The sequence below is a fragment of the Microtetraspora glauca genome, from assembly GCF_040656155.1.
GTDB lineage: Bacteria > Actinomycetota > Actinomycetes > Streptosporangiales > Streptosporangiaceae > Microtetraspora > Microtetraspora glauca.
The window spans coordinates 22,811-46,893 of the sequence record NZ_JBFALK010000004.1 but is presented as its reverse complement, the minus strand read 5'-3'; the positions used below and the strand labels follow the sequence as shown (position 1 = coordinate 46,893).

The 24,083-nt window shown below is 70.0% G+C and carries 21 protein-coding genes and 1 riboswitch; of the genes, 10 read left to right on the top strand and 11 right to left on the bottom strand.

Going from position 1 to position 24,083, the window contains the following annotated elements; all coding sequences use genetic code 11:
• Window positions 1-13 precede the first annotated feature (13 nt).
• Complete coding sequence (locus tag AB0I59_RS09280; RefSeq protein ID WP_061260813.1) at window positions 14-883, bottom strand: DUF3027 domain-containing protein; 870 nt, start codon at window positions 881-883, stop codon at window positions 14-16.
• An 88-nt stretch (window positions 884-971) separates the two neighbouring features.
• Here AB0I59_RS09280 and AB0I59_RS09275 point away from each other — a divergent pair, with 88 nt between their 5' ends.
• Window positions 972-2,684, top strand: coding sequence for an MFS transporter (locus AB0I59_RS09275; RefSeq protein ID WP_358131636.1), 1,713 nt, complete (start codon window positions 972-974; stop codon window positions 2,682-2,684).
• A 15-nt stretch (window positions 2,685-2,699) separates the two neighbouring features.
• Here AB0I59_RS09275 and AB0I59_RS09270 read toward each other — a convergent pair whose 3' ends face one another.
• Complete coding sequence (locus tag AB0I59_RS09270) at window positions 2,700-3,098, bottom strand: cold-shock protein (RefSeq protein WP_061260809.1); 399 nt, start codon at window positions 3,096-3,098, stop codon at window positions 2,700-2,702.
• Between the two features lie 89 nt (window positions 3,099-3,187).
• Window positions 3,188-3,799: an HAD family hydrolase gene (locus AB0I59_RS09265; protein ID WP_358131634.1), complete on the bottom strand. Its 612-nt coding sequence runs from the start codon at window positions 3,797-3,799 to the stop codon at window positions 3,188-3,190.
• 163 nt (window positions 3,800-3,962) lie between these two features.
• On the opposite strand from AB0I59_RS09265, the gene AB0I59_RS09260 reads away from it, so the two are divergent.
• The 6 genes from AB0I59_RS09260 (at window position 3,963) to AB0I59_RS09235 (ending at window position 13,349) form a co-directional block, all read left to right on the top strand.
• Window positions 3,963-6,467: a helicase-associated domain-containing protein gene (locus tag AB0I59_RS09260; RefSeq protein ID WP_358131632.1), complete on the top strand. Its 2,505-nt coding sequence runs from the start codon at window positions 3,963-3,965 to the stop codon at window positions 6,465-6,467.
• A gap of 316 nt (window positions 6,468-6,783) precedes the next feature.
• Window positions 6,784-7,359 (top strand): MgtC/SapB family protein, encoded by a 576-nt coding sequence (locus tag AB0I59_RS09255; protein ID WP_358131630.1) that lies wholly within the window; start codon window positions 6,784-6,786, stop codon window positions 7,357-7,359.
• Window positions 7,360-7,426: 67 nt separating this feature from the next.
• Complete coding sequence (locus tag AB0I59_RS09250) at window positions 7,427-9,091, top strand: DNA repair helicase XPB (protein ID WP_061260801.1); 1,665 nt, start codon at window positions 7,427-7,429, stop codon at window positions 9,089-9,091.
• 443 nt (window positions 9,092-9,534) lie between these two features.
• Window positions 9,535-11,556, top strand: coding sequence for a HelD family protein (locus tag AB0I59_RS09245; protein WP_061260799.1), 2,022 nt, complete (start codon window positions 9,535-9,537; stop codon window positions 11,554-11,556).
• Between the two features lie 206 nt (window positions 11,557-11,762).
• On the top strand, window positions 11,763-12,419 hold the full coding sequence (locus tag AB0I59_RS09240; protein ID WP_358131627.1) for a hypothetical protein: 657 nt from the start codon (window positions 11,763-11,765) through the stop codon (window positions 12,417-12,419).
• Window positions 12,420-12,770: 351 nt separating this feature from the next.
• A complete protein-coding gene (locus AB0I59_RS09235; protein ID WP_061260797.1) occupies window positions 12,771-13,349 on the top strand; it encodes a DUF4190 domain-containing protein in 579 nt (192 codons plus the stop codon).
• Between the two features lie 80 nt (window positions 13,350-13,429).
• Here the strand turns inward: AB0I59_RS09235 and groL are convergent, their stop codons facing one another.
• From groL to AB0I59_RS09210, 5 genes are all read right to left on the bottom strand, one after another.
• Window positions 13,430-15,055, bottom strand: coding sequence for a chaperonin GroEL (gene groL / locus AB0I59_RS09230; protein ID WP_358131625.1), 1,626 nt, complete (start codon window positions 15,053-15,055; stop codon window positions 13,430-13,432).
• A 353-nt stretch (window positions 15,056-15,408) separates the two neighbouring features.
• A complete protein-coding gene (locus tag AB0I59_RS09225; protein ID WP_061260793.1) occupies window positions 15,409-15,612 on the bottom strand; it encodes a cold-shock protein in 204 nt (67 codons plus the stop codon).
• Window positions 15,613-15,973: 361 nt separating this feature from the next.
• On the bottom strand, window positions 15,974-16,249 hold the full coding sequence (locus AB0I59_RS09220) for a MoaD/ThiS family protein (protein ID WP_061260791.1): 276 nt from the start codon (window positions 16,247-16,249) through the stop codon (window positions 15,974-15,976).
• A gap of 37 nt (window positions 16,250-16,286) precedes the next feature.
• A complete protein-coding gene (gene thrC / locus AB0I59_RS09215) occupies window positions 16,287-17,549 on the bottom strand; it encodes a threonine synthase (protein WP_061260789.1) in 1,263 nt (420 codons plus the stop codon).
• A gap of 14 nt (window positions 17,550-17,563) precedes the next feature.
• A riboswitch (SAM riboswitch) is annotated at window positions 17,564-17,703 on the bottom strand.
• 147 nt (window positions 17,704-17,850) lie between these two features.
• Window positions 17,851-18,402 (bottom strand): RNA polymerase sigma factor, encoded by a 552-nt coding sequence (locus tag AB0I59_RS09210; RefSeq protein WP_061260787.1) that lies wholly within the window; start codon window positions 18,400-18,402, stop codon window positions 17,851-17,853.
• Window positions 18,403-18,518: 116 nt separating this feature from the next.
• Between AB0I59_RS09210 and AB0I59_RS09205 the strand changes: the two genes are divergently transcribed.
• Both AB0I59_RS09205 and AB0I59_RS09200 read left to right on the top strand, forming a co-directional pair.
• A complete protein-coding gene (locus AB0I59_RS09205; RefSeq protein WP_061260785.1) occupies window positions 18,519-19,946 on the top strand; it encodes an alpha,alpha-trehalose-phosphate synthase (UDP-forming) in 1,428 nt (475 codons plus the stop codon).
• Window positions 19,947-20,090: 144 nt separating this feature from the next.
• The gene (locus AB0I59_RS09200; RefSeq protein WP_061260782.1) at window positions 20,091-21,257 is read left to right on the top strand and encodes an MFS transporter; all 1,167 of its coding nucleotides are present in this window, start codon (window positions 20,091-20,093) and stop codon (window positions 21,255-21,257) included.
• Here the strand turns inward: AB0I59_RS09200 and AB0I59_RS09195 are convergent.
• The 3 genes from AB0I59_RS09195 to AB0I59_RS09185 all read right to left on the bottom strand — a co-directional run bounded on the left by AB0I59_RS09195 (window position 21,235) and on the right by AB0I59_RS09185 (window position 23,129).
• Entirely contained in the window at window positions 21,235-21,828 is a 594-nt protein-coding gene (locus tag AB0I59_RS09195; RefSeq protein WP_061260780.1) for a hypothetical protein, read from the bottom strand. The genes AB0I59_RS09200 and AB0I59_RS09195 overlap by 23 nt on opposite strands.
• A 121-nt stretch (window positions 21,829-21,949) precedes the next feature.
• Complete coding sequence (gene otsB, locus AB0I59_RS09190) at window positions 21,950-22,795, bottom strand: trehalose-phosphatase (RefSeq protein ID WP_358131621.1); 846 nt, start codon at window positions 22,793-22,795, stop codon at window positions 21,950-21,952.
• 25 nt (window positions 22,796-22,820) lie between these two features.
• Window positions 22,821-23,129: a DUF3263 domain-containing protein gene (locus AB0I59_RS09185; protein ID WP_061260776.1), complete on the bottom strand. Its 309-nt coding sequence runs from the start codon at window positions 23,127-23,129 to the stop codon at window positions 22,821-22,823.
• A gap of 95 nt (window positions 23,130-23,224) precedes the next feature.
• Here AB0I59_RS09185 and AB0I59_RS09180 point away from each other — a divergent pair, with 95 nt between their 5' ends.
• A complete protein-coding gene (locus tag AB0I59_RS09180) occupies window positions 23,225-24,046 on the top strand; it encodes an SAM hydrolase/SAM-dependent halogenase family protein (protein WP_061260773.1) in 822 nt (273 codons plus the stop codon).
• Window positions 24,047-24,083 lie beyond the last annotated feature (37 nt).

Below are 24,083 nucleotides of genomic sequence, written 5' to 3'. Positions count from 1 at the left end.
GATGGGGCGTGAATCAGGAGTGACCGAGCGGTTCCGAGTCGGACTCGTCCACGGAACCGGCGGACTCGGCGGGTCCACCGTTGGGCGCGAGCCCCTCGGTCGCCGCCACGACCACCTCTTCCTCGGTCTCGGCGGGCAGCAGGTCGTATCCCAGATCGTCCAGGATCGGCGGCGGCTGGTCGACGATCATCGACGGGACGGTGGTGGCCTCGGAGTGGGCGCCGCAGCCGTGGTCGGCGGCGACGACACGGCCGTCGTCCGGGGCGTACTCGTTCGCGCAGACGCCGAACCCGAGCCGCAGCGCGCCCGCGAGCGGCCAGTAGAACCCGCAGGTGGAGCACTGGGCCGGGGCCGCGTGCGCGATGGGGCTGTGCGGGCCGGACTCGCCGGAGTGCCAGCGGCGCACCGCGAGATCCCGGCCGAGAGCCGAGAGCACCCGGGCCCTGCCCAGGCCGTACTCGAAGATCATCTGACGGTCGGAGTCGTCGTCGGTGGCGGTGAATCCCGGGGCCAGCCGGTCGTCGTCGGCCTCGGTCGGCAGCAGGTCGCCCACGCCGAGGTCTCCGGGGAGGAGCCGCTGGTTCCACGGCACCCAGCTCGGGGCGAGCAGCGCGCCCGCCCCGGGCAGCAGCACGGTCTCGCTCACCGTCACGACACGAGCCCGCGACGCGCGGGCGACCGTCACGGCCCAGCGCCAGCCCTTGTACGCTCGATCAAGACAATCGAAGAAATGCGTGACGACGCGGTCGCCCTCGCTGTCGAAGCCGAGATGCTCGCCCACCTCCGCGGGCCGGGCGACCTCCTCGGCGGCCCGGCGGGCCAGCTCGACGGCCGCAGCGCATGCCTGGTCCGCTGCGGTGCTTCGGGTTCGGGTGCGACTCACACTCCATTTTCACCCACTCCGCGAGCGGACGGCACCCCGATCAGTGGGTAAGACTGGAATTCCCCAGCTGGGAAGGGAGTCGTTCTTCGTGGCGAATGCCTGGAACCGAGTACGGCGCGCGAGCCACGCCACCGCGGGAGCCACCCGCCGGGCGGGCCGTTCGGCCGCGCACGCCGGTCGGCGGCTCGGCCGGGGCACCCGGAGTCTCGGGCAGGCGACGCGCAGGCTCACCCACGCGCAGGGAGCCGGGCGAACCGGTCTCGGCCGCCTGATCGAGCTCACATCCGCGCACTCCGCGGGCGACGCGTTCGTCACCGTCGCCCTGGCGGGAGCGCTGTTCTTCAAGTTGCCGGTCGGCCAGGCGCGCGGCCAGGTCGCGCTGTACCTCCTGGTCACCATGATCCCGTTCACGGTGGTCGCGCCCTTCGTGGGCCCGGTACTCGACCGTTTCCGCTCCGGCCGCCGTTACGTCATGGCGGGAACGCTCTTCGCGCGGGGACTCCTGTGCTGGGGCATGGCCGCGGCGATCCGGCCGTCGGACGCGCTCACCCTCTTTCCCGCGGCCCTCGCCGTGCTGGTCCTGTCGAAGGCCTACAACGTGTCCCGGGCCGCGATCATGCCGAGTGTGCTGCCCGCCGACATCACGCTGGTCGCGGCGAACGCCCGGGTTGCGCTGTTCGCACTGGTCGCCGCGGGCGCGGCGGCGGGCCTCTCGACCGGGCTGACCGCCTGGATCGGGGCCGACTGGGTTCTGCGCGCCACCACGGCGCTCTTCCTCGTCGCGGGTGTCGCCGCCGTACGGCTGCCGCGCCACGTCGACTCCCCCGATCTCGAAGCCGATCTCGACGCCGACCTCGAACCGGATCTCGAACCGGGTCCCGAGGCCGATCCCGAACTGGGCGTCACCGCCGATCTCGGCGCCGCACCGCACACCGCCCAGGAGACCGGTACGCCCGGCGCCGGCCAGGGCACCGATCTCGGCGCCGATCACAAGGCCGGCCTCGGGACCGGTCAGGGCAGGAAGGCCCGGTCACGGCATCGATGGCGCGAGCTGATCCGGGTCGGCCCGGTGGTCGGCGAGGCCGTGCGCGCGAACGCCGCGATCCGCGTCCAAGCCGGGTTCCTCGTCTTCTTCCTGCTCTTCCTCGTGCAGGACGGCAACATCCCCGGCCTCGCCCCGCACATCACGCTCGGCCTGCTCGCCGTCGCCGCGGGCGGGGGCGGCTTCCTCGGAGCGGCGGTCGCGTCGTGGACGCGGTCACGCTCCCCGCAGATCATCATCCTGGGCACCCTCGCCCTGGCCACCGTCACCACGATGGTCACGGCGGTCTTCTTCACGTTGTGGACGGCCGTCGTCGTGGCGCTGGCCGCGGCCTTCGCCCAGGGACTCGGCAAGCTGGCGCTGGACGCGATCATCCAGCGGGAGATCGCCGAGGAGGTGCGGTCGTCGACGTTCGGCGTCGCCGAGGCGCTGCTCCAGATCGCCTGGGTGTTCGGCGGCCTGGCCGGGCTGGTGATGTCGCTGTCCGCGCACGGCCCGGCCGGGCTCGCGGTGGTCTCCGCCGGGCTCGCCGTCACCTTCGTGTGGCTGCTCGTCCGGCGGCGGACCCGGCTCGCCGCCACGGCGGGGCGCGTCCCCGAGCCCGGTGGTACACCACCGGACGCGCCGGGCGGCGGGGCGCCGACCCCGCAGGGTGCCGCGTGGGCGCCCCACGAGGAGTCCGACATCACACCGGTCGTCCCGCGCGAGCCCCTGCGGCCCCGGCGGGACGACACCAAGCCGCTGACCAACCCGTACTAGAGGCTGATCGGCCGTCTAGCCGTCGATGTCGTCCGCGACGGCGCGCAGCACGCTCGCGACCTTCTTGGCGTGCGCGGCGTCCGGCTGCTTGCCCTTCTGGTAGGACGTCGAGATGTCGTCGAGCAGCTTGATCAGATCCTCGACGATGACGACCATCTCGTCTGGCTTCTTGCGCTTGCCCTTCACCCGAGCGGCCCTGGCGAGGGTGGGCGGCTGCTCCAGAACACGGACCGACAGGGCCTGCTGACCGCGGCGGCCTTCGGCCACTCCGAACTCGACCTTCTGCCCGGGCTTGAGGACGTCCACGCCCTTGGGCAGCGCCGATGAATGCACGAATACCTCACCGCCGTCGTCGCGCGTGAGGAAGCCGAATCCCTTGTCGGCGTCGTACCACTTGACCTTGCCACTCGGCACAGGGGTGACCTCGTTCAGACTGTCGTGAAAGGAATGGATGTAGGTTATGCCCGCGAAGGGCGCCTGTGGACCGCCCTGACGGCCGTGTTTTACGCGGATACGGCGGTCCATGAGTCGAACCACGCGACGAACTGGGTGAGGTCCTCCAGCACCACGTCAGCTCCATGATCGACTAGTTGGTCCGCCGTGAACGAACCGGTGGCCACCGCGACGCTCGTGGCACCACCGGCACGCGCCGCATCAATGTCGGCCACGTGATCTCCAACATATGCTCCGGCACCGAAACTCGCGAGGGCCTCGCCCTTGTCGGCCCCGAAAAGCGAACCGACGACCTCGTCCACCTCGAACCCCAGGGCGTCCACGGTGCGCCGGGCGTCCAGCACGTTCTTGCCGGTGACGACGATGATCCGGCCACCCGCCCGGCGGACCGCGGCGAGCGCCTCGCCGGCGCCGGGCATGAGCCCCGTCATGGGCAGCGCGATCCGCGGATAGAGCTCCCGGTACAGCGCGGCGGCGGCGGGGATCTCCTCCTCCGGCATCCAGTAGGCCAGCTCCTCCTCCAGCGGAGGCCCGAGCCGGGAGACCACCACGTCCACGTCGATGGGGTAGGCCAGCCGCGGCGACATCGCCTCATACACGGCGGCGATGGCCGCGCGCGTGTCGGCCAGGGTCAGGTCAAGGTCGAATCCCACCGAGTTCACCCGATAAAGGATGCCAAAGTGCGCGGTACCGCGCACCGGCATATGGCGCGACCCCCCTGGCCAGGCCGCGGGTCCCGCCCCGGCCACGGCTCCCGGTGGTTTCGCGGGGCCGCGGGCCGCCTTCCAGGCGAATCACCCGCACCCGTACTCCTACGATGAAGAGATGAGTGAGGGGATGGACGGTGATTTCACCGCGTGGCTGCGCGGCCGCGCGGACGAGCAGCTCCGTGCCCTCGTGACGGCACGTCCGGAGCTCATCATGCCCGTCCCGCCCCACGTCGAGGGGTTGGCGGCGCGCGCGGGCACGCCGTCGGCCGTCGGCCGGGCGCTCGACCGGCTGGACCGCTTCTCCCTGTCCGTCGCCGAGACGCTGATCCTCCAGCCCGGTCCGCTCGCGTACGCGGAGCTGCGCTCGATCCTCGCCCGTGCCCTCCCCCACGGAAGCCGCGCGAGCGACAAGCGGTACGCCGCGGAGCTGGACACGGCGCTCCGGGAGGCCGTCGACCGGCTCAGGACGGCATGCCTGATCTTCGGGCCCGATGACGCGCTGCTGCCGGCGCCCGGGGTCAAGGAGGCGCTCGATCCTCCGGCGGGTCTCGGGCCGCCCGCGACGGACGTGTTCCGGCACCACTCCCCCGAGTCCCTCACGATTCTGCTCGCCGACATCACCGGTATCGCCGACATCGCCCCGGCCGCGACAGACGCGACGGACGCGACGGATCCGGCCGTTCCTCCGGGGCGGCGGCTGGCGGCGCTGCTCGCCGACCCCGCCACCCTCGGGCGGCTGATCGGCGAGGTGTCCCCGCAGGCCCGCGCGGCGCTGGACGAGCTGGCCTGGGGCCCGCCGAGCGGCCGGGTGGCCGGCGCCAGGCGTGAGGTCCGTACGGCCACGGCGCGGTCGCCGGTCGAGCAGCTTCTGGCGCGCGGCCTCCTTGGGGCGACCGGCGAGGAGACCGTGGCGCTGCCCCGCGAGGTGGCGCTGTACCTGCGCGCGGGACGCGTCCACCGCGACCTGTCCCCGGGACCGCCCGAGCTCGACGGCGTGGCCCGCGACCAGACGCTGGCCGACCGGACCGCCGCCGGCCAGGCGTTCACCTTCGTCCGCACGGTCGAGGAGCTCTGCGAGCTCTGGAGCCACGATCCTCCGGGCGTCCTGCGCGCCGGCGGCCTCGCCGTACGGGATCTGAAGCGGACGGCGCAGATTCTCGACCTCCCCGAGTGGGCGACCGGGCTCGTCGTGGAGGTGGCGCACGCGGCCGGACTCGTCGCGTCGGGCGGGTCCGTCGACGGGGAGTGGCTGCCGACCGCCGCGTACGACGCCTGGCGGCTCAAGGCCACCGAGGACCGATGGACCCTGCTCGCCTCGGCCTGGGCGGGCATGGACCGCGCCCCCGGCCTGATCGGGGAGCGTGACGATCGCGACCGTCCGATCAATGCCCTGCACCCGGATCTCCGCAGGTCGGCCGCCTCCGAGGTGCGCCTGCGCACGCTGTCCGTACTCGGCGCGGCAGGCCCCGGCATCGCCCCCACGCCCGCGTCGGTGATCGGCCGCCTCGCGTGGGAGCAGCCACGCCGACGGGTCGCGCACCGCGACCGGCTGGCCGAGCTCACGCTGCGCGAGGCCGAGCACCTCGGCGTCACCGGGCTCGGCGTCCTGTCCGGCCATGGCCGCGCGCTGCTGCGCGCCTTCCCTCCGTACGGCCCTCCATCCGGCCCTCCGTACGGCCAGGGGGCCGGCGGCGGAGGCGGTGCCGGGAAGGCCCCGGCGGAGCTGCTGGCACCGCTGCTGCCCGAGCCCGTGGACAAGGTGCTGCTGCAGGCGGACCTGACCGCTGTGGCGCCGGGGCCGCTCACCAGCGATCTCGGCCGCTGGCTGGCGCTGGCGGCGGACGTGGAGTCCAAGGGCGGCGCGACCGTCTACCGGTTCGGCGAGGGGTCGATCAGGCGGGCGCTCGACGCCGGCCAGTCGGCGGACGAACTGCTCACGATGCTGGAGCGACACTCCGCCACCCCGGTGCCGCAGCCGCTGCGCTATCTGGTCACCGACGTGGCCCGCAGGCACGGCCGCATCAGGGTCGGTACGGCCTCGGCCTACATCCGCTGCGACGACCCCGCGGTCCTGGACGAGGTGGTGGCCGACCGGCGGGCGTCCGTACTGCGCCTGCGGCGGCTCGCGCCCACCGTCCTCGCCTCCAAGACGTCCCGTGCGACGCTGGTCGACGCGCTGCGCGCGATGGGCTACTCCCCCGTGGCGGAGTCCCTGGAAGGGGACGTGCTGGTGTCACGGGCGGACACCCGGCGGACCGAGGGCCAGCCGCTCGCGCGCGGCGGGACCGCGACCGGGCCCGACCCCGACATGGTCGCCGCGGCCGTACGCGCGATCAGGGCCGGGGACGACGCCCACCTCGCGCGGCGCGGGCCGTCGGACGCACCCCGCGGGCAGGTCCCGCGCTCTCCCTCGACCGCGACGATCAGCGCGCTCCAGGAGGCGATCCGCCAGGGGGCGCGGGTGTGGATCGGCTATCTCGACTCGCAAGGTCATGCCACCAGTCGCATCCTGGAGCCGGCCCGGATGGAGGGCGGCTATCTGACCGCCTACGACGAGACCCGTGCGGCCGTCCACCGGTTCGCGCTGCACCGGATCACCGGCATCGCCGACGTCAACTAGTCGGGCCCGGCTCCGAACGTCGACCGGGCATCAGCGCCCAGATGGCGGCTCCTGTCACCCGGATTCCCCATCACGGTGGCGTGACGGGCCATCGGTACGCGCCTCTAACCCGCACCGGTCGTTTAATCCGTTGCCTTTCGGCGCCCGATTTGGCGATGATCCGGCTGACCGGTAGGGGCTGGATTGGCGACTGGTCCCTCAGGTCGCCGCGCTCCCCGTTTCGATGCGGTCCTCAGCACCGGAGCGGGGAGCGCCATACCGTGATATTTCTGGAACCCGACAATCTGGACCCCGAGCGACGAAGGATCGACCTACGGTGACGACCCCAGAACAGCCGGGCCAGAACCCCCAGGAGTGGCAGAGCCCCCACAACCCGTACGGAACGGATCCTCAAACCGGGCAGCCCCATGGCGGGCAGCAGTTCGGTCAACAGGGATACGGCCAGCAACACGGGCAGGCGTACGGGCAGCCCTATGACCAGCCGGGATACGGCCAGCCGGGTTATGCCCAACAGGGGTACGGCCAGCCGGGTTATGGCCAACAGGGGTACGGCCAGCCGGGTTACGGCTCGCCCTACGGCCAGCCGGGATACGGCCAGCCACCCTACGGCTACCCTCCCCAGCCCGCGGGCCCGCGCACCCACGCGATCGTCGCCCTGGTCATCAGCCTCGTGCTCGCGTTGAGCTGCTACATCACGCTCGGCGGTATCGCGGGCGCCATCCTGTCCGGCATCGCGCTCAGCAAGGTCGACACCGAACCGGACACGGCCAGGCGCCTGCTGAAGTGGACGTGGATCTCCATCGGCATCAACGTCGTGCTGTTCATCCTCGGCATGATCGCCCTCGTCTGGGCCGGAGTGAACGGCTATCTCGACACTCCCACCCCCGATTGACCAAACCCGGGAGTGATTCGGCTCGATCCCTTGTTTGATAGGCGGTAGCCGTACAAGGGAGCAGGCATTGAATGACGGACCGCTGATCGTTCAGTCGGACAAGACGCTGCTGCTCGAGGTCGATCACGAGCGGGCGGACGCGTGCCGCAAGGCGATCGCGCCGTTCGCCGAGCTGGAGCGGGCCCCCGAGCACGTCCACACCTACCGGGTGACCCCGCTCGCGCTGTGGAACGCGCGCGCCGCCGGGCACGACGCCGAGCAGGTCGTGGACACGCTGATCGGCTTCAGCCGCTACCCGGTCCCGAACGCGCTGCTCGTGGACATGGTCGAGACGATGGCCCGCTACGGACGGCTCCGGCTGGAGAAGCACCCCAGCCACGGCCTGGTGCTGACCAGCACCGACCGGGCGGTGCTCGAGGAGGTGCTGCGCTCCAAGAAGGTCCAGCCCCTGGTCAGCGAGCGCATCGACGGCGAGACGGTCGCCGTCCATCCCTCGGAACGCGGCAACATCAAGCAGGTGCTGCTCAAGCTGGGCTGGCCGGCCGACGACCTCGCCGGTTACGTCGACGGAGAGCATCACACGATCACGCTCGCCGAGGACGGCTGGACGCTCCGGCCGTACCAGCAGGAGGCCGCGGACGCCTTCTGGCACGGCGGCTCCGGCGTCGTCGTGCTCCCTTGCGGCGCGGGCAAGACGATCGTCGGCGCGGCGGCGATGGCCCACGCGCAGGCGACCACGCTCATCCTGGTCACCAACACGGTCTCCGCGCACCAGTGGAAGCAGGAGCTGATCAAGCGGACGTCGCTGACCGCCGACGAGATCGGCGAGTACACCGGCACCAAGAAGGAGATCCGGCCGGTCACCATCGCGACGTACCAGGTGATGACGACGAAGCGTCAGGGCGTGTATCGCCACCTGGAGCTGTTCGACGCCCGCGACTGGGGCCTGGTCGTCTACGACGAGGTGCACCTGCTGCCCGCGCCGATCTTCCGCATGACGGCCGACCTCCAGGCCCGCCGCCGGATCGGGCTGACCGCCACGCTGGTCCGTGAGGACGGCCGTGAGGGTGACGTGTTCTCGCTGATCGGCCCCAAGCGGTACGACGCGCCCTGGAAGGAGATGGAGAACCAGGGCTGGATCGCCCCGGCGGACTGCGTCGAGGTCCGGGTGACCCTGAGTGACCAGGAGCGGCTCGCCTACGCGATGTCGGAGGCCGAGGAGCGTTACCGGTTCTGCGCCACGACCCCGTCGAAGAACCGGATCGCCGAGGCCCTCGTACGACGGCATGTGGGCGAGCAGGTCCTCGTCATCGGGCAGTACATCGACCAGCTCGACGAGCTGAGCGAGCACCTGAACGCCCCGGTGATCAAGGGCGAGACGCGGGTCCGCGAGCGCGAGCGCCTGTTCCAGGCGTTCCGCGACAAGGAGATCCAGGTGCTCGTGGTGTCGAAGGTGGCCAACTTCTCGATCGACCTGCCCGAGGCGTCCGTCGCGATCCAGGTGTCCGGCACGTTCGGGTCGCGTCAGGAGGAGGCGCAGCGTCTCGGCCGCGTGCTCCGGCCGAAGGCCGACGGCGGCGGCGCCCGGTTCTACTCCGTGGTCAGCCGCGACACCGTCGACCAGGACTTCGCCGCCCACAGGCAGCGGTTCCTCGCTGAACAGGGGTACTCGTACCACATCATCGACGCCGATGAGGTGTTGGCCGAGGGGGAGGAGGACCCGGCGAGGTGAGCCTTGCCGGGGAATTCCTCCACGGGGGACGGCCATCGCCGCCCCTGCGTCCATGACCCGGATACGCGTCCGGATCCATGTACGGAAAGTCGCGATCTACGTCCAGGAAATACCGTCGGCCCGAGACAACCGCATCACCCCCTCGCACGCCGGCCGGGTGCCCATCACAACCGGTCGCGGCATACCCCATCATTAAGGCAAATCACGTAATTTGCGCGGATTTTTCGGCATTGGCGCCATGCCGATTTGTTCGATTTCGCACCGTGTTGGGATGATTACGGGGAGATCATGTCAGCCGCGTGATCCGTGCCCGCGACACGGCGCCCCACGAGCGGAAAAACCGGTTGGGGACCACATTCCGGCACGGGTAGACTGCTGCGTTTCGCTACCCGCCGTGACCGAACGGCGTACCGCCACCGACCGACCCGCGAGGAGTCTTTCGCATGCCCGGACACCAGCTCGCCCCCGACATACCCGCGCCGGATGAGGTGCTCGCCTCGGAGCGCGCCCATCTGGCCACCTCTCGCGCGGCGCTCAAGGACATGCGGGAGCACGCGGCGTCCCTCTCCGCCGACGCGGCCGGCGACTGGGTCTCGCAGCAGGTGTTGCAGGGGCTGCTCGACCAGCGGGTCGCCGCCCTCGCCGACCACCCCGACACCCCGCTCTTCTTCGGCCGGCTCAACAGGTCGGCGATCGACGACCTCCCGGACACGATCTACGTCGGCCGCCGGCACGTCCACGACGACAACAGCCGCGCCCTCGTGATCGACTGGCGGGCGCCGGTCTCCCGCGCGTTCTACCAGGCCAGCCCGGCCGACCCGATGGGCGTGGCGCTGCGCCGGCGCTTCGGCTACCAGGGCGGCTCCCTCACCGCGTACGAGGACGAGCCCCTCGACGGCCGGGAGCTCGGGCAGAGCAAGCTGCTCACCGAGGAGATCGAACGCCCGCGCACCGGCCCCATGCGCGACATCGTCGCGACCATCCAGCCCGACCAGGACGAGATCGTCCGATCCGATCTCGGCGTGACCGTCTGCGTCCAGGGCGCCCCGGGCACCGGGAAGACCGCCGTCGGCCTCCATCGCGCGGCCTATCTGCTGTTCACCCACCGGGAACGGCTCTCCAGGTCAGGCGTCATGATCGTCGGACCGAACCGCGCGTTCCTCTCCTACATCTCCTCCGTGCTGCCCGCCCTGGGCGAGGTGAAGGTCGACCAGACGACCGTGACGGGCATCCTCGGCGACCACGCCCATCCCGAGGACCCGGCCGTCGCCGCGGTGAAGGGCGACGCGCGGATGGCCGCGGTGCTGAAGCGCGCCCTCTGGCTGCACGTCGCCAAACCCGAGGAGGGCGTGCTCTTCACCAAGGGCGTCAACCGCTACCGGGTCGCCGACTACGAGGTCCGCGAGATCGTCGCCTCGCTGCGCGGCACCACCCGCTACGGCCCGGGGCGTACGGCCCTCGCCCAGCGGCTGGCCAACGCCGTGCTCATCCAGATGGAGCGCCGCGGAGAGTCGCCCGACGACCGGGTCCAGGACGCCGTGGCCAGGTCACGGCCGGTCAAGCAGGTCCTGGACGCGGTGTGGCCGAAGCTCACGCCCGAGCAGGTCCTGTTCCGGCTGTTGTCCGACGCCGAGTTCCTCGCCCACGCCGCCAAGACCGACCTGTCGCCCGACGAGCAGGAAACGCTGATCTGGCGTAAGCCGTACCGGTCGTACAAGTCGGCACGATGGACGGCGGCGGACGGAGCGCTCCTCGACGAGTTGGGCGACCTCATCGAGCGCACGGCCTCTCACGGGCATGTCGTGGTCGACGAGGCCCAGGACCTGTCCGCGATGCAGCTCCGCGCCCTCGGACGGCGCTGCCGCAACGGCTCCGCGACCATCCTCGGCGACCTCGCCCAGGGCACGACTCCGTGGTCCGCCCAGTCGTGGAAGGCCGTGCTCGATCACCTGGGACAGCCGTCGGGCGAGGTCACGGAGCTCACGCTGGGGTTCCGCGTGCCGCGCGAGGTCCTCGACTACGCCGCTCGGCTGCTCCCCTCGGTGGCCCCCGAACTCGCCGCGCCGCGCTCACTCCGTCCCGGCGCCGGCTCCCTGTCCGTACGGCCGACGGCCGATGTGGTCACGGAGATCGTCCAGGCCGTACGGCCGGCGCTCGCGCAACCCGGATCCATCGGCGTGATCGTGGCGGACTCCGGCGTCCTCGACGTTTCGGCGGCCCTGACGGTCGACGGCGTCGAGCACGGGGTCCTGGGCCCCGACTCGACCGGCGACCATCGCCTGCTCGTCATTCCGGCGACCCTCGCGAAGGGCCTGGAGTACGACCACGTCATCGTCGCCGAACCCGCCGACATCGTCGCGGCGGAGGAGCGCGGCCTCGCCCGGCTCTATGTGGTCCTGACCCGTGCCGTCACGTCACTGACCGTCGTCCACCAGAAGGACCTCCCGGCCGAACTGGCCGAATAGCCGTCATACGGATGCCCGAAAGGCCCCCTGGACCCACGTTCGGGGGGCTGACTTTATGTAGTCACATGGATGCGCACAGAGGTTACACGAGCTCGGCGATTTCCCCCAGAAAAGAGCTTGCCCCGGGGCGATTGCTGAGCAGAGGCACATCCCGGGGCTTCCGGAACCGATAGTAGCACTACGAACACACTCCGAGAACAGTAACGATGATCGAGGTACAGAACGCGCTCTCACTGGAACGCTTCGCCCCCTATCTGAGGGTCTGCGACGGCGACCTCCTCGCCGCCGCGCGGCTCTACGCGTGGAACATCGAGATCTCCGCGGCCTTCCACGGCCCGCTTCACTGTCTTGAGGTGGTGCTCCGCAATGCTCTGCACAGGCATTTGGTGCGGCTGTTCGACCGCGCCGACTGGTGGACGGCTCCCAGACTGTGTCTTGACCAGGTCGCCCCGCAAAAGATCGCGACGGCCAGGATGGAGGTAGCTCGAGCGCGAACCATACCCACGACTGGCCACATCGTCGCCTCCCTGATGTTCGGTTTCTGGGTGAACCTCCTGGCCAGCGGAAACGACTACGAAACGCGGCTGTGGAGACCCGCGTTGCACCAGGCCTTCCCTGGCTACGAGGGACGGCGCGGTCCCCTTCACCGGGACCTCTATCACGTCCGACTGCTGCGCAATCGAATCGCGCATTACGAACCGATCCACAAGCGACACCTGGCTGCCGACCACTCGACCATAGTGCGCGTTCTGAGTTACCTCTCCCCCGAGACCGCCGCATGGGTCGAACTGAACGACAGGGTGCCGGAGGTGCTGGCGCGGCGGCGAGATGTGTGTGCGGCGGTCGTTCCGTGCCGGCTCTGAACCGGACGTGAGAGTTCGGCAGATCGGCGCACGTCGCCAGGCGTCCTGACAGCCTGGATGACATAGGCGGCTTGCCGCGAATAAGGACACGGGCCACTATGTGGTCGTGTGAATGACTTTCCCCCGGGTTATCCCCCAGCCTCGGGTTCCCCCTATCCCCCGCCGCCCGATTCGGGTTCCTCTCAGCCACCAGGCACGCAGGGCTCCGGATACGGGCCGAATCCATACGGCCCACCGTCCGCCTACCCCGATGGCTCGTATGGCTCGTATGGCTCGTATGGCCCGGGCGCCTATCCACCCCAGCCCCACCCGCCCTACGGGGCCTACCCGGCGAGGACCAACGGCTTCGCCGTGGCGGCGCTCGTCTTCGGGATCATCGGCGGCCTGCTGTTCTCCGTCATTTTCGGGATCGCCGCGCTGGTCCAGATCAGAAAGCGGGGCGAGAAGGGCCGGGGCCTCGCCATAGCGGGGCTCACCATCTCCGGCCTGTGGGCGCTGTTGATCGTGACCGGCGTCGTCATCGCCGCCATGACGTCGGCGGAGCGGGACAGCTCCGGCGCGATCACGGAGAGCGGCTCCCTGAGCGTCGCCGACCTACGGACGGGCGACTGTCTCGACGGTGTCGCCGACGGCGAGGTGTCGTACACCATCAGTGCCAAGTCGTGCTCGGAGCCGCACGACGCCGAAGTGATCACCCAGTTCGACCTGCCCACCGGTGCGTGGCCCGGCAGGGACGCTGTGAGTGACAAGGCCACGTCCGGGTGCGAGAAGCGGCTTGCGCGCCTGCTCTCCGACAGCCCGATGGTCGACCGGCTCTCCGGTTTCATCCTCTACCCGCCCGACGCCGCGTCGTGGGGGAAAGACCGGTCTGTCACGTGCCTGGCGGTCGACACGAACGGCGGCAAGCTGGCCGAAAAGGTCAAGCGGTAGCGCCGACGCCATGGATCATTCCGACAGAGAAGGGCGGCTCCCCCGCGAGGGGAACCGCCCTTCTCTGTTGACGAGCAGACTCAGAAGTCCATGTCGCCGCCGCCGGGCATGGCGGGAGCGGACGGGGTCTTCTCGGGCTTCTCGGCGATGACGGCCTCGGTGGTGAGGAACAGGGCCGCGATGGAGGCGGCGTTCTGCAGCGCGGAGCGCGTCACCTTGGCCGGGTCGATGATGCCCGACTCGAACATGTTGACGTACTCGCCGGAGGCGGCGTTGAGGCCCTCACCCGGGGTGAGGTTGCGCACCTTCTCCACCACGACGCCGCCCTCAAGACCGGCGTTGACGGCGATCTGCTTCAGCGGCTCCTCGAGAGCCTTGCGCACGATCGCGGCACCGGTGGCCTCGTCGCCGCCCAGCTCGAGCTTGTCGAACGCCTTGGCGCCGGCCTGCAGCAGGGCCACGCCACCGCCGGGGACGATGCCCTCCTCGACGGCCGCCTTCGCGTTGCGAACGGCGTCCTCGATGCGGTGCTTGCGCTCCTTGAGCTCGACCTCGGTCGCCGCGCCGGCCTTGATGACGGCGACGCCGCCGGCCAGCTTGGCGAGGCGCTCCTGGAGCTTCTCGCGGTCGTAGTCGGAGTCGGTGTTCTCGATCTCGGCGCGGATCTGGTTCACCCGGCCGGCGATCTGCTCGGCGTCACCGGCACCGTCGACGATGGTGGTCTCGTCCTTGGTGATGACGACCTTGCGGGCCTTGCCCAGCAGGTCGAGGGTCGCGGACTCGAGCTTGAGGCCGACCTCCTCGCTGATGACCTGACCACCGGTGAGGGTGGCGATGTCGCCCAGCATGGCCTTGCGGCGGTCGCCGAAGCCCGGGGCCTTGACGGCGACGGACTTGAACAGGCCGCGGATCTTGTTGACGACCAGGGTGGCCAGGGCCTCGCCCTCGACGTCCTCGGCGATGATGACCAGCGGCTTGCCCGCCTGCACGACCTTGTCGAGCAGCGGGAGCAGGTCCTTGTTGGCCGAGATCTTCGAGTTGACGATGAGGATGTAGGGGTCCTCGAAGACCGCCTCCATACGCTCCGGGTCGGTGACGAAGTAGCCCGAGATGTAGCCCTTGTCGAAGCGCATACCCTCGGTGAGCTCGAGCTCGAGGCCGAAGGCGTTGCTCTCCTCGACGGTGATGACGCCTTCCTTGCCGACCTTGTCCATGGCCTCGGCGATCATCTCGCCGATCTGGGCGTCGCCGGCGGAGATGGTGGCCGTGGAGGCGATCTGCTCCTTGGTCTCCACGTCCTTGGCCAGCTTGGAGAGCTCCTCGCTGACGCGCTCGACGGCGGCCTCGATGCCCTTCTTCAGGGACATCGGGTTGGCGCCGGCGGCGACGTTGCGCAGGCCCTCGCGTACCAGAGCCTGGGCGAGCACGGTGGCGGTGGTGGTGCCGTCACCCGCGACGTCGTCGGTCTTCTTGGCGACTTCCTTGACGAGCTCGGCCCCGATCTTCTCCCACGGGTCCTCGAGCTCGATCTCCTTGGCGATGGAGACACCGTCGTTGGTGATCGTGGGGGCGCCCCACTTCTTCTCCAGCACGACGTTGCGGCCCTTGGGGCCGAGAGTCACCTTCACGGCGTCAGCGAGCTGGTTCATACCGCGCTCGAGACCGCGCCGGGCGTCCTCGTCAAACGCGATCATTTTGGCTGCCATAAGGCTAGACCTCCCAGTTGCAGGGTGGCTTGCGAGGACCGAGCCGACGCCCGCGACGGCGTCTGGGCCCGCATTCCCTTCGCCGGCCCCATCGCCTCGATCCTGGTGTTTCTGTCACTCTCGACATCAGAGTGCCAACGAACTGTTTAGCACTCTACCCAGGCGAGTGCAAGCCGCAACGGGTCTGAGCTGGAAGCATCACTCTTTTCGCACGTCCAGCATCATGGATCTACCCGTGCCGTACCCTGACGGACACGGCGGATGCGTGCCGGAACGCGAAGGCCCGGCTCGCCCCACGCGAACCGGGCCCCAGGCCGACGCTCCACGAAGCGCCGTCAGATGCCGTTCCAGGATCAAACGACGGTCCGTACGCCTTCCGCCTGCGGGCCCTTCTGACCCTGCGTGATGTCGAACTCCACCCGTTGCCCCTGCTCAAGGGCCTTGTAACCGTCCATCATGATTGCCGAGTAATGGACGAACACGTCCTTACCACCGTCTACCGCGATGAAGCCGTAGCCCTTGTCCGCGTTGAACCACTTGACGGTGCCCTGCGCCACTTCCGACTCCTCTTGCTGGGCTGGAGATCACGCCCATTCCCGCGCGATCCGTAACAGCTGATCTCAATGCAGACGCCCGAGACCAGTGCTGACCGCCGATACCGAAGAGGCCCCCGGTTACGTCGATCGTCCTCGACCATACCCGTGTCAAGCCGTAGGGCAACAGAGTCAATCCCCAAACTACTTCTTGGCGTTCGCCCAAAGCAGGATCAGGAGAATATTCGGTTAACGATTAGTTAGTTGAGAATTGCACCACATGCCCCGATGTCCAGATAAACGGCCATTAGCCAGAACCCCACGTCAACATGCGAACACCCACGTAGCCGGCCTGGGTACGTGGGTGTCGTGGGCTCGCGAGGGGTCAGCCGCCGGCCACCGCCGGGATCACCGAGATCTGGACACCCTCGGGAGTGGGGGTGTCCAGACCCTCCACGAAACGGACATCCTCTTCCCCGACATAGACGTTGACAAAACGCCGAATCTTGCCCGTTTCATCGAGGATCCGCGCGCCGATGCCGGGATAGTCGGCGTCCAGCTTCTGCAGGACCTCGCGCAACGTTCCGCCTTCACCGGACACCTCGGCGGCTCCCCCCGTGTATGTACGAAGAATCGTCGGAATCCGTACAGAAACGCTCATTTTTCGCTCGCTTTCGTTGCTTCGTTGGTAAACGCGGTCAGTTGGCGAAAGCCGTACGGAATGCCGCGAGAGAGGGGCGGATGACGGCCGCGGGCCGGGCCTCGGCCGCGACGGCGTCCAGGGTCTTCAGGCCGTCTCCGGTGTTGAGCACGACCGTCTCGGCCTCCGGGTCGAGCGCGCCGCTCTCGGTGAGCTTGCGCAGCACGCCGACGGTCACCCCGCCCGCCGTCTCGGCGAAGATGCCCTCGGTCCGGGCGAGCAGCCGGATCGCGTCGACCACCTCGCGGTCGTTCACGTCCTCCACCGCGCCGCCGGTGCGCCGCGCGATGTCCAGCACGTACGGCCCGTCGGCCGGGTTCCCGATCGCCAGCGACTTGGCGATCGTGTCCGGCTTGACCGGCTGGACCACGTCATGACCCGCCTTGTACGCACTGGAGACCGGCGAGCAGCCCTCGGCCTGCGCACCGAAGATCTTGTACGGCTTGTCCTCGACCAGACCCAGCTTGATCAGCTCGCGGAAACCCTTGTCGATCTTGGTGAGCTGGGAGCCGGAGGCCACCGGGATGACGATCTGGTCGGGGATCCGCCAGCCGAGCTGCTCGGCGATCTCATAGGCCAGCGTCTTGGAGCCCTCGGCGTAGTACGGGCGGAGGTTGACGTTGACGAAGCCCCACTTCTCGCCCAGCTCGTCACCGATGAGCTCGGAGCAGAACCGGTTGACCTCGTCGTAGGTGCCGTCGATCGCGACCAGGCGGCCGCCGTACACCGAGGCCATGGTGATCTTGGCCTCTTCGAGGTTGGAAGGGATGAACACGCACGAGTCGAGCCCCGCGCGGGCGGCGGCCGCGCCGACCGCTCCGGCGAGGTTGCCCGTGGAGGAGCAGGACAGCGTGTGGAAGCCGAAGTTCCGCGCGGCCTCCAGAGCGATCGCCACCACGCGGTCCTTGAAGGAGTGGGTGGGGTTGCCCGAGTCGTCCTTGATGTACAGCGAGCGGAGGCCCAGCTCTCCGGCCAGGTTGTCGGCCTTGACCAGCTTGGTCCAGCCGGGCTGGAGGTTGGGCCGGGTCTCGACGTTCCCGGGCACGGGGAGGAGCTTGCTGTACCGCCAGATGTTGGTCGGACCGGCCGCGATCTCCTCGCGGGTCACCGGACCGAAGTCGTACGCCACCTCGAGTGGCCCGAAACACTCGATACACGCGAAGATCGGGCCGAGGTCATAGCGGGTGCCGCACTCACGGCAGGACAGAGCCGAGGCGGGGCCGAAGTCGAGAGCGGAGTTTGCAGTGCTTGCGAGCGCCATGAAGCGAGGCCTTTCCCTCATCTTCGCTCGTGGCCACCCTGGTCACGAGCCGGAATTGGCACCTGTCCCGGCCGGCCTCGTGGTCACGAGTACGGGCACCGGGAGGGTTGCCGGGGCTTCGCAGGGCCGGTCCCTCCACCCCTCTGGATGAGCAATATTCAGTTGTTCCCTGACGGGCATGCCGCAGGGCGTATCCCAAAGATCATCGGCGGGACACTCCCTAGCACTGTACCTTGTCGTCCCAGGTGTCCGATCCGACGTCTCATTATTCGAGATGAAATCGCATTGCCAGGTAAGACGATCAGCCGTATGCCTCGCCCAGGGCCGTCTGCACGTACTTGCGCGCCTGATGGATGCGCGACTTGGCGGTGCCGAGCGGGATGCCCAGCTGATCGGCCACCTCGGTGTAATCCAGCTGGCAGATGTCGCGCAGCACCAGCGCCTGGGCGAGGTCGGGCTTCTCCGCCTCCAACGCCTCCATCGCGTCCAGCAGGTCGAGCCGCGATCCGGCGATGACGCTGACCCGGCGCGGGTCGGGACGCTGCTCGGGCAGCTCCTCCGCCTGCTCGGACGCCCGGCGCTTCAGCGACCGGTAGGTGGTGCGGGCGCAGTTGGCGGTCACGATGTGCAGCCAGGTGCTGAACTTGGCCCGCCCCTCGAACCTGCCGATGTTGCGCGCGACCGCGAGGAGGGTGTCCTGGGCCGCCTCCTCGGCGTCCTGCCGGTAGGGCAGCAGCCGTTCACAGTGCCGCAGCACGTGCGGCTCGATCATGCGCAACAGCTCGCCGAGAGAGCGATGATCGCCCTGGGCGGCCGATCGGGCCAGTTCCTCGGTCGTCTCGTCCAGTGCCATCTCTGATCTCATCCCGCCTCGCCGGGGCACCCGCGGTTCCCTGACATCCTATTGGCGACGGTCAGGATTTATTACTCTTCCGGAATGCGCGCCCTCACAGTAACGGGAGCCGGATCATGAGCAGCAACGTGCTGATCGCCTCCAATCGGGGGCCGGTCTCGTTCACCCTGTCCGACGACGGCGCGCTCACCATGCGGCGCGGCGGCGGCGGCCTCGTCTCCGGGCTGTCCGAGGCGTTCAAGGACTCCGACATGCTCTGGGTCTGCGCGGCCCTCTCCGACGGCGACCGCAGTGCCGCACGGCTCGCGCCGGGCGGCCGGCTGGACCAGGCGGGCTACGACACGGGACGGCTGCGGATGCTCGACATCCCTCCGGCGACCTTCCATCGGGCCTACAACGCGGTCGCCAACTCGACCCTGTGGTTCGTCAACCATCTGCTCTACAACACCCCGACCATGCCGCACTTCGACACGCGCTTCCGCCGCGAGTGGGCGTCCTACCAGGAGTACAACGGGGCGTTCGCGCTCGCGCTCGCCGAGGAGGCCGCGCACGGCGCCAAGGTGATGATCCAGGACTACCACCTCACCCTGGCTCCGGCCATGCTGCGGGTCGAGCGGCCCGACGTGCGGATCGCGCACTTCTCGCACACGCCCTGGGCCCCGCCCGAGTACTTCTCGCTCCTGCCCGACGACGTCGCCGCCGAGGTGCTGTCGGGCATCCTCGGCGCGGACCACGCCGGGTTCCTCACGTCCCGCTGGGCCGCCGCGTTCATGGACTGCTGCGCCGCCATCCTGGGGGCGCGGGTCGACCGGGCCGGCCGTACGGTCACCTACGAGGGCAGGACCACCCGCGTCGGCGTACACGGGCTCGGAGTGGACGGGGACGCCCTCCGCGCCAGGGCCGCCGAGCCGGACGTCGAGGCGCGCATGACCGCGCTCAAGGAGCAGGTCGGCGACCGGCGGCTGATCGTCCGCATCGACCGGACCGAGCTGTCCAAGAACATCGTCCGCGGCCTGATGGCCTACCGGGAGTTCCTGGCCGACCACCCCGAGTGGCACGGCAGGGTGGTCCACCTCGCCTTCGCCTACCCGTCGCGGCACGACCTGCCCGAATACCGTGAGTACACGGCGGCGGTGCAGCGGTGCGCCAAGGAGATCGAGGACGCCTACGCCACCGAGGAGTGGGACCCGCTCATCCTCAACGTGCACGACGACTATCCCCGCTCCCTCGCGGCGTACCGGCTGGCCGACGTGCTGCTGGTCAACCCGATACGCGACGGCATGAACCTCGTCGCCAAGGAGGGGCCGATCCTCTCGCCCCGGTGCGCGCTCGTGCTCTCCCGCGAGGCGGGCGCCGCCACGGAACTCGGAGCGGACTCCCTGCTGGTCAACCCCTTCGACGTCTCGGGTACGGCGGCCGCCCTGCACGAGGCGCTGATCATGCCGGAGGACGAGCGGGCGGAGCGGTGCGCGCGGTTGCGCGCCGCGGCCACCGCGCTCCCTCCGCGGCGGTGGCTCGCGGAGCAGCTCGCCGCACTGTCCTGACCATGCCGCGGCGTCCCGCCGCGGCCCGATGGACCGGCGGGGACCATCGCGTTCGCACGCCTGTCTGACCTCAGGGTGATCTCTCCTGAATGAGGTCCGGTGATAGCGTCTGCGCTAGTTTGCGCTTCAGCACGGGGGACGAGCTTGACCACGACCGTCGCGGCCGCCAGGCTCACCAGGGACCGGCCGACCTGGCTGATCTACCTCCAGCTCGCGACCTTCGCGACGTACCTCTACGCGCTCTCCGCCGCGCTTCCCACCCTGCGCGCCGAACTCGGCGTCTCCCAGGCCGTCGCTGGCCTGCACGGCACCGCGATGGCGGTCGGAGCGATCGTCACCGGCCTCGCCCTGCCCGCACTGACCAGGCGCTTCGGCCGCCGCACCATCACCTGGGCCGGGCTTGTCGGCATGAACGCGGGCATGCTCACCGTCGCGCTCGGCCACGCGCTTCCGTTCACGCTGAGCGGCTACCTCCTCGCCAGCGGATCGGCCTCCATGGCCCTCTACGTGTCGATGGCCGTCCTGAGCGACCACCACGGCCTCGCCGGGCCCGCCGCGATCAGCGAGTCCAACGCCGTCGGGGTGAGCGCGGGCATCGCGGCCTCATACGTCTTCAGCCTCGCCGCCGGGTCGGCACTCGGCTGGCGGTCCGCGCTCTACATCCCGATCGTCGCCACCGCCGTCCTCGCGCTCACGATGGGCAGGGTCTGGGTGCCCGACCCGCAGCAGGCCGCGGTCGCCGTCTCCGGCCCCGCCAAGGCGCCGTACGGGTGGCGCTTCCATGTGGCCGGGGCGGTGCTGCTGTGCTGCGTGGCACTGGAGTTCACGTTCAATCTGTGGGCGGCCGAGCTGTTGGCCCAGCGGACCGGGCTCACGGCGGCCGCCGCGGCGACCGGGCTGTCCGCGATGCTCATGGGGATGGCCGTCGGCCGGTTCGGCGGCGCCAGGCTGGCTCTGCGCCTCCCTTCGTCGACGGTGCTTCTCGGCGCGCTGGCCGTGACCCTGGCCGGGTGGGCGATCTTCTGGACCGGCACCTCGGTGCCGCTCGGCTACGTCGGCCTCGCGCTCAGCGGGCTCGGCATCTCCGTCCACTTCCCGCTCGCGCTGGCCAGGATCATCGACGCCTCCGGCGGCAGGCCGGACCGGGCGTCCGGCGCCGCCTCCATCTGGGCGGGCGTGGGGTCCGGCGCCGGGCCGTTCGTCCTCGGCGCCCTGGGCGACGGGTTCGGCACCCACGCCGCGTTCCTGCTCGTGCCCGCGCTGATCGGGCTCGCCGTCGGCGGGATCATCAGCTCCAGGTCGCGTACTTGAGGACCGTCGAGAGGCCCTGCGTGTTCCACTGGTCCACGAAAAGGATCTTCGACTTCGGCAGGTACCACTCACGCTGGGTGAAGTGGCCCTTCACCTTGCCGCTGTTCATGCTGACGCAGTTGGCCGACCAGGCGCGGTAGTACGCCTTGTGCCCGGGGCCGATCTGGTGCAGCCCCTTGGCCGCGAGCGTCATCTGGCCGGTCGAGAGTTTCGCGTCGTACACGCAGGGGCCGACGTCGGTGGCCGGGTAGAACGGGCCTTCCGGCGTGTACGCCTGGAACACCTCGTGCCCTATCTCGATCGCGCTCGGGCCCAGCACCCAGAAGCTGCGGCAACCGGAGTCACGGAACCCGAAGATCTCGTCGTGGACGGTCGGGCACGAACCCGTCACCACGCGGGTCCAGTCCTTGCTGATCTTGTAGACCTTCCAGGACTTGGGAACGGTCAGGTTCAGTCCGGCACGCAGCCGGAGGATCTTGGTGTCGGAAGCGGAGGTGGAAGCGGAAGCGGCGGCCGGGGTCGCCAGGACGGCGAGGCCGGCCACGGCAGCCATGATCGTCTTCTTCATCATGGCGGAATCGTATGGTCGTGAAGTTGCAAACGACTTGCGGGAGACCGCACGCGCCCTTCCGTGCGCATGCCGTGGCCCGGCCGGGCCCTTCGGGAATCGCCTGTGGCCGGCTGTAGCGGGTTCAGGCGCCGGCCGGGGAGATCGCCGCGGCCAGCGAGCGCAGGAGCCGTACGACGCCCTCGGGGCCGTCCACGACGGCGTCGGCGTGCTCGACCAGCCGGGTGACCTCCGCGGAGCCGCTGCACACGCGCACTCCCGGCAGGCCGGAGGTCGCCACCGCGTCGAAGGCCGCGATGTCGCCGAGATCGTCGCCGAAGAACATGACGGACCTGGCCGACCGTTCGGCGAGGAACGCGCGCAGGGCCTGCCCCTTGTCCATGCCGGGCGGCCGCAGCTCCAGGACCAGCCGTCCCGGCTCGACGATGAGGCCGGACGCGGCGGCCAGCTTCGCCACCGGCTCTCCGAGCGCCAGCAGCGCGCCCTCGGGATCGGAAGCCCTGCGGGTGTGCACGGCCACCGCCCGGCCCTTGTCCTCGATCAGGACGCCGTCGAAGGCCCGCGTGATCGAGGGCAGCTCGGCGCGTACGCGGCCGAGGCCGGGCGGCGGAGGCGGCGCGGTGACGTCCCCGCCCTCCCACCGCTCCAGGCCGTAGTGGCCGAGGACGACCAGACCGGGTACGTCGGCGAGGGCCGGGCCGCCGGGCGCCTCGCCCAGGGCGAGCGCCTGGAGGGGCGGACGGCCGGTCACGATGACCACCGCGCGCACCAGTTCGCCGAGCCGCAGGAGCGCGGCGGGCGCCTCGGGGTGGATCCTGGCGGACGCCGGGTCGGGCACGATGGGCGACAGCGTGCCGTCGAAGTCGAGGCCGATCACGGCCCCGGAGGGGTCGTCGAGCACCGCCGCAAGCCCGGCGCGTCCCGTCTCGGTCCTGATCAGCGCCTCGACGGGCGCCGTCTCGTCTCCCATAGCGGGCTACATACCCCCAAAACAGTCAAGGGCGCGGGCCGAAACGGCGCGCGGCCCGATCACGGCGACGCGTCGCCCGCATCCGTCGCAGGCGCTTGACCAGCATCGGGTCGTGCTCCATGGCCTCGACCCTGTCGATCAGCTCCCCGAGGATCTGGTAATAACGGGTCGCGGAGATGTCGAAGGTCTCCCTGATGGCCTGTTCCTTGGCTCCCGCGTAGCGCCACCACTGACGCTCGAACGCGAGCACCTGGCGATCGCGATCCGAGAGTGCCTGAGGTCGGGGGGCGTTCTCGGGAGCGGGACCTTCGCCGCCGACCGGCGCAGTATCCATGCTCTCCTCCTCAGCCGGGCTTGTGGCCCGCCCTCATGGTAGTCGCGGAACGCCGGGGTGTTCAGAGCGGAGAGCCGGACGTAGTGTCACCAGGTGTGACCTCAGTTATCACGCTCCTCACCGACTACGGGCTGGAAGACGGGTTCGTCGCCGCGTGCCACGGAGTGATCATCGGAATAGCGCCGGAGGCCCGGATCATCGACGTCGCGCACCTCGTGCCCGAGGGCGACGTGCGGCGCGGCGCGGCCATCCTGGCGCAGACCCTGCCCTACCTGCCCCCCGGTGTGCACATCGCGGCCATCGACCCCGCCATGGGGGGCAACCGCCGCCTGGTCGCCATCGAGGCCGGCGGGCGGATGTTCCTCGGGCCGGACAACGGCGTGCTGTCCTGGGCGGTGCACGCGGCGGGAGGCGCCGAGGCGGCGTACGAGATCGCCAACGAGGACCTGTTCCTCAAGCCCGTCTCGCCGACGTTTCCCGGGAGGGACATCTTCGCGCCCGTCGCGGCGCACCTCTGCGCCGGACACCGGCCGGGCGACGTAGGCCCGCGGATCGACGTTCTCGGGCTGGTCTCGCTGCCCGCTCCCACGTCCCGGGTGCGGGACGGCGCGGTCGAGGGCGAGGTGCTCTCGGTGGACCGCCACGGCAACGTCCAGCTGTCCATCACCACCGCGGACCTGGCCGTGCTGGGCGTACGCGGGGGCGACACCCTCGGCGTGTGGCTCGGCAGGCGGCAGCTCGCCGTGCCGTACCGGGAGACGTTCGCGGCGGTGCCGCCCGGTGATCTGGTCGCGTTCACCGACTCGGCGGGGCTGATCGCGCTCGCGGTCAACTCCGGGGACGCCTCCGAGCGGCTCGGGCTCCCTCCCGGCGCCCACGTACGGCTGTCGCTGCAATCACAGAAGGGACAGCCGTGACATAACGGACCGCAAGGGGTCGTTCACCGAAACATCA

Coding starts and splice junctions, on each gene's coding strand:
- groL (WP_358131625.1), bottom strand. CDS start 15,055: ATGGCAGCCAAAATGATCGCGTTTGACGAGGACGCCCGGCGCGGTCTC.
- AB0I59_RS09210 (WP_061260787.1), bottom strand. CDS start 18,402: ATGGCACTGGACGAGACGACCGAGGAACTGGCCCGATCGGCCGCCCAG.
- AB0I59_RS09220 (WP_061260791.1), bottom strand. CDS start 16,249: ATGAGCGTTTCTGTACGGATTCCGACGATTCTTCGTACATACACGGGG.
- otsB (WP_358131621.1), bottom strand. CDS start 22,795: ATGGGAGACGAGACGGCGCCCGTCGAGGCGCTGATCAGGACCGAGACG.
- AB0I59_RS09195 (WP_061260780.1), bottom strand. CDS start 21,828: ATGATGAAGAAGACGATCATGGCTGCCGTGGCCGGCCTCGCCGTCCTG.
- AB0I59_RS09245 (WP_061260799.1), top strand. CDS start 9,535: ATGCCCGGACACCAGCTCGCCCCCGACATACCCGCGCCGGATGAGGTG.
- thrC (WP_061260789.1), bottom strand. CDS start 17,549: ATGGCGCTCGCAAGCACTGCAAACTCCGCTCTCGACTTCGGCCCCGCC.
- AB0I59_RS09185 (WP_061260776.1), bottom strand. CDS start 23,129: ATGGATACTGCGCCGGTCGGCGGCGAAGGTCCCGCTCCCGAGAACGCC.
- AB0I59_RS09240 (WP_358131627.1), top strand. CDS start 11,763: ATGATCGAGGTACAGAACGCGCTCTCACTGGAACGCTTCGCCCCCTAT.
- AB0I59_RS09260 (WP_358131632.1), top strand. CDS start 3,963: ATGAGTGAGGGGATGGACGGTGATTTCACCGCGTGGCTGCGCGGCCGC.
- AB0I59_RS09205 (WP_061260785.1), top strand. CDS start 18,519: ATGAGCAGCAACGTGCTGATCGCCTCCAATCGGGGGCCGGTCTCGTTC.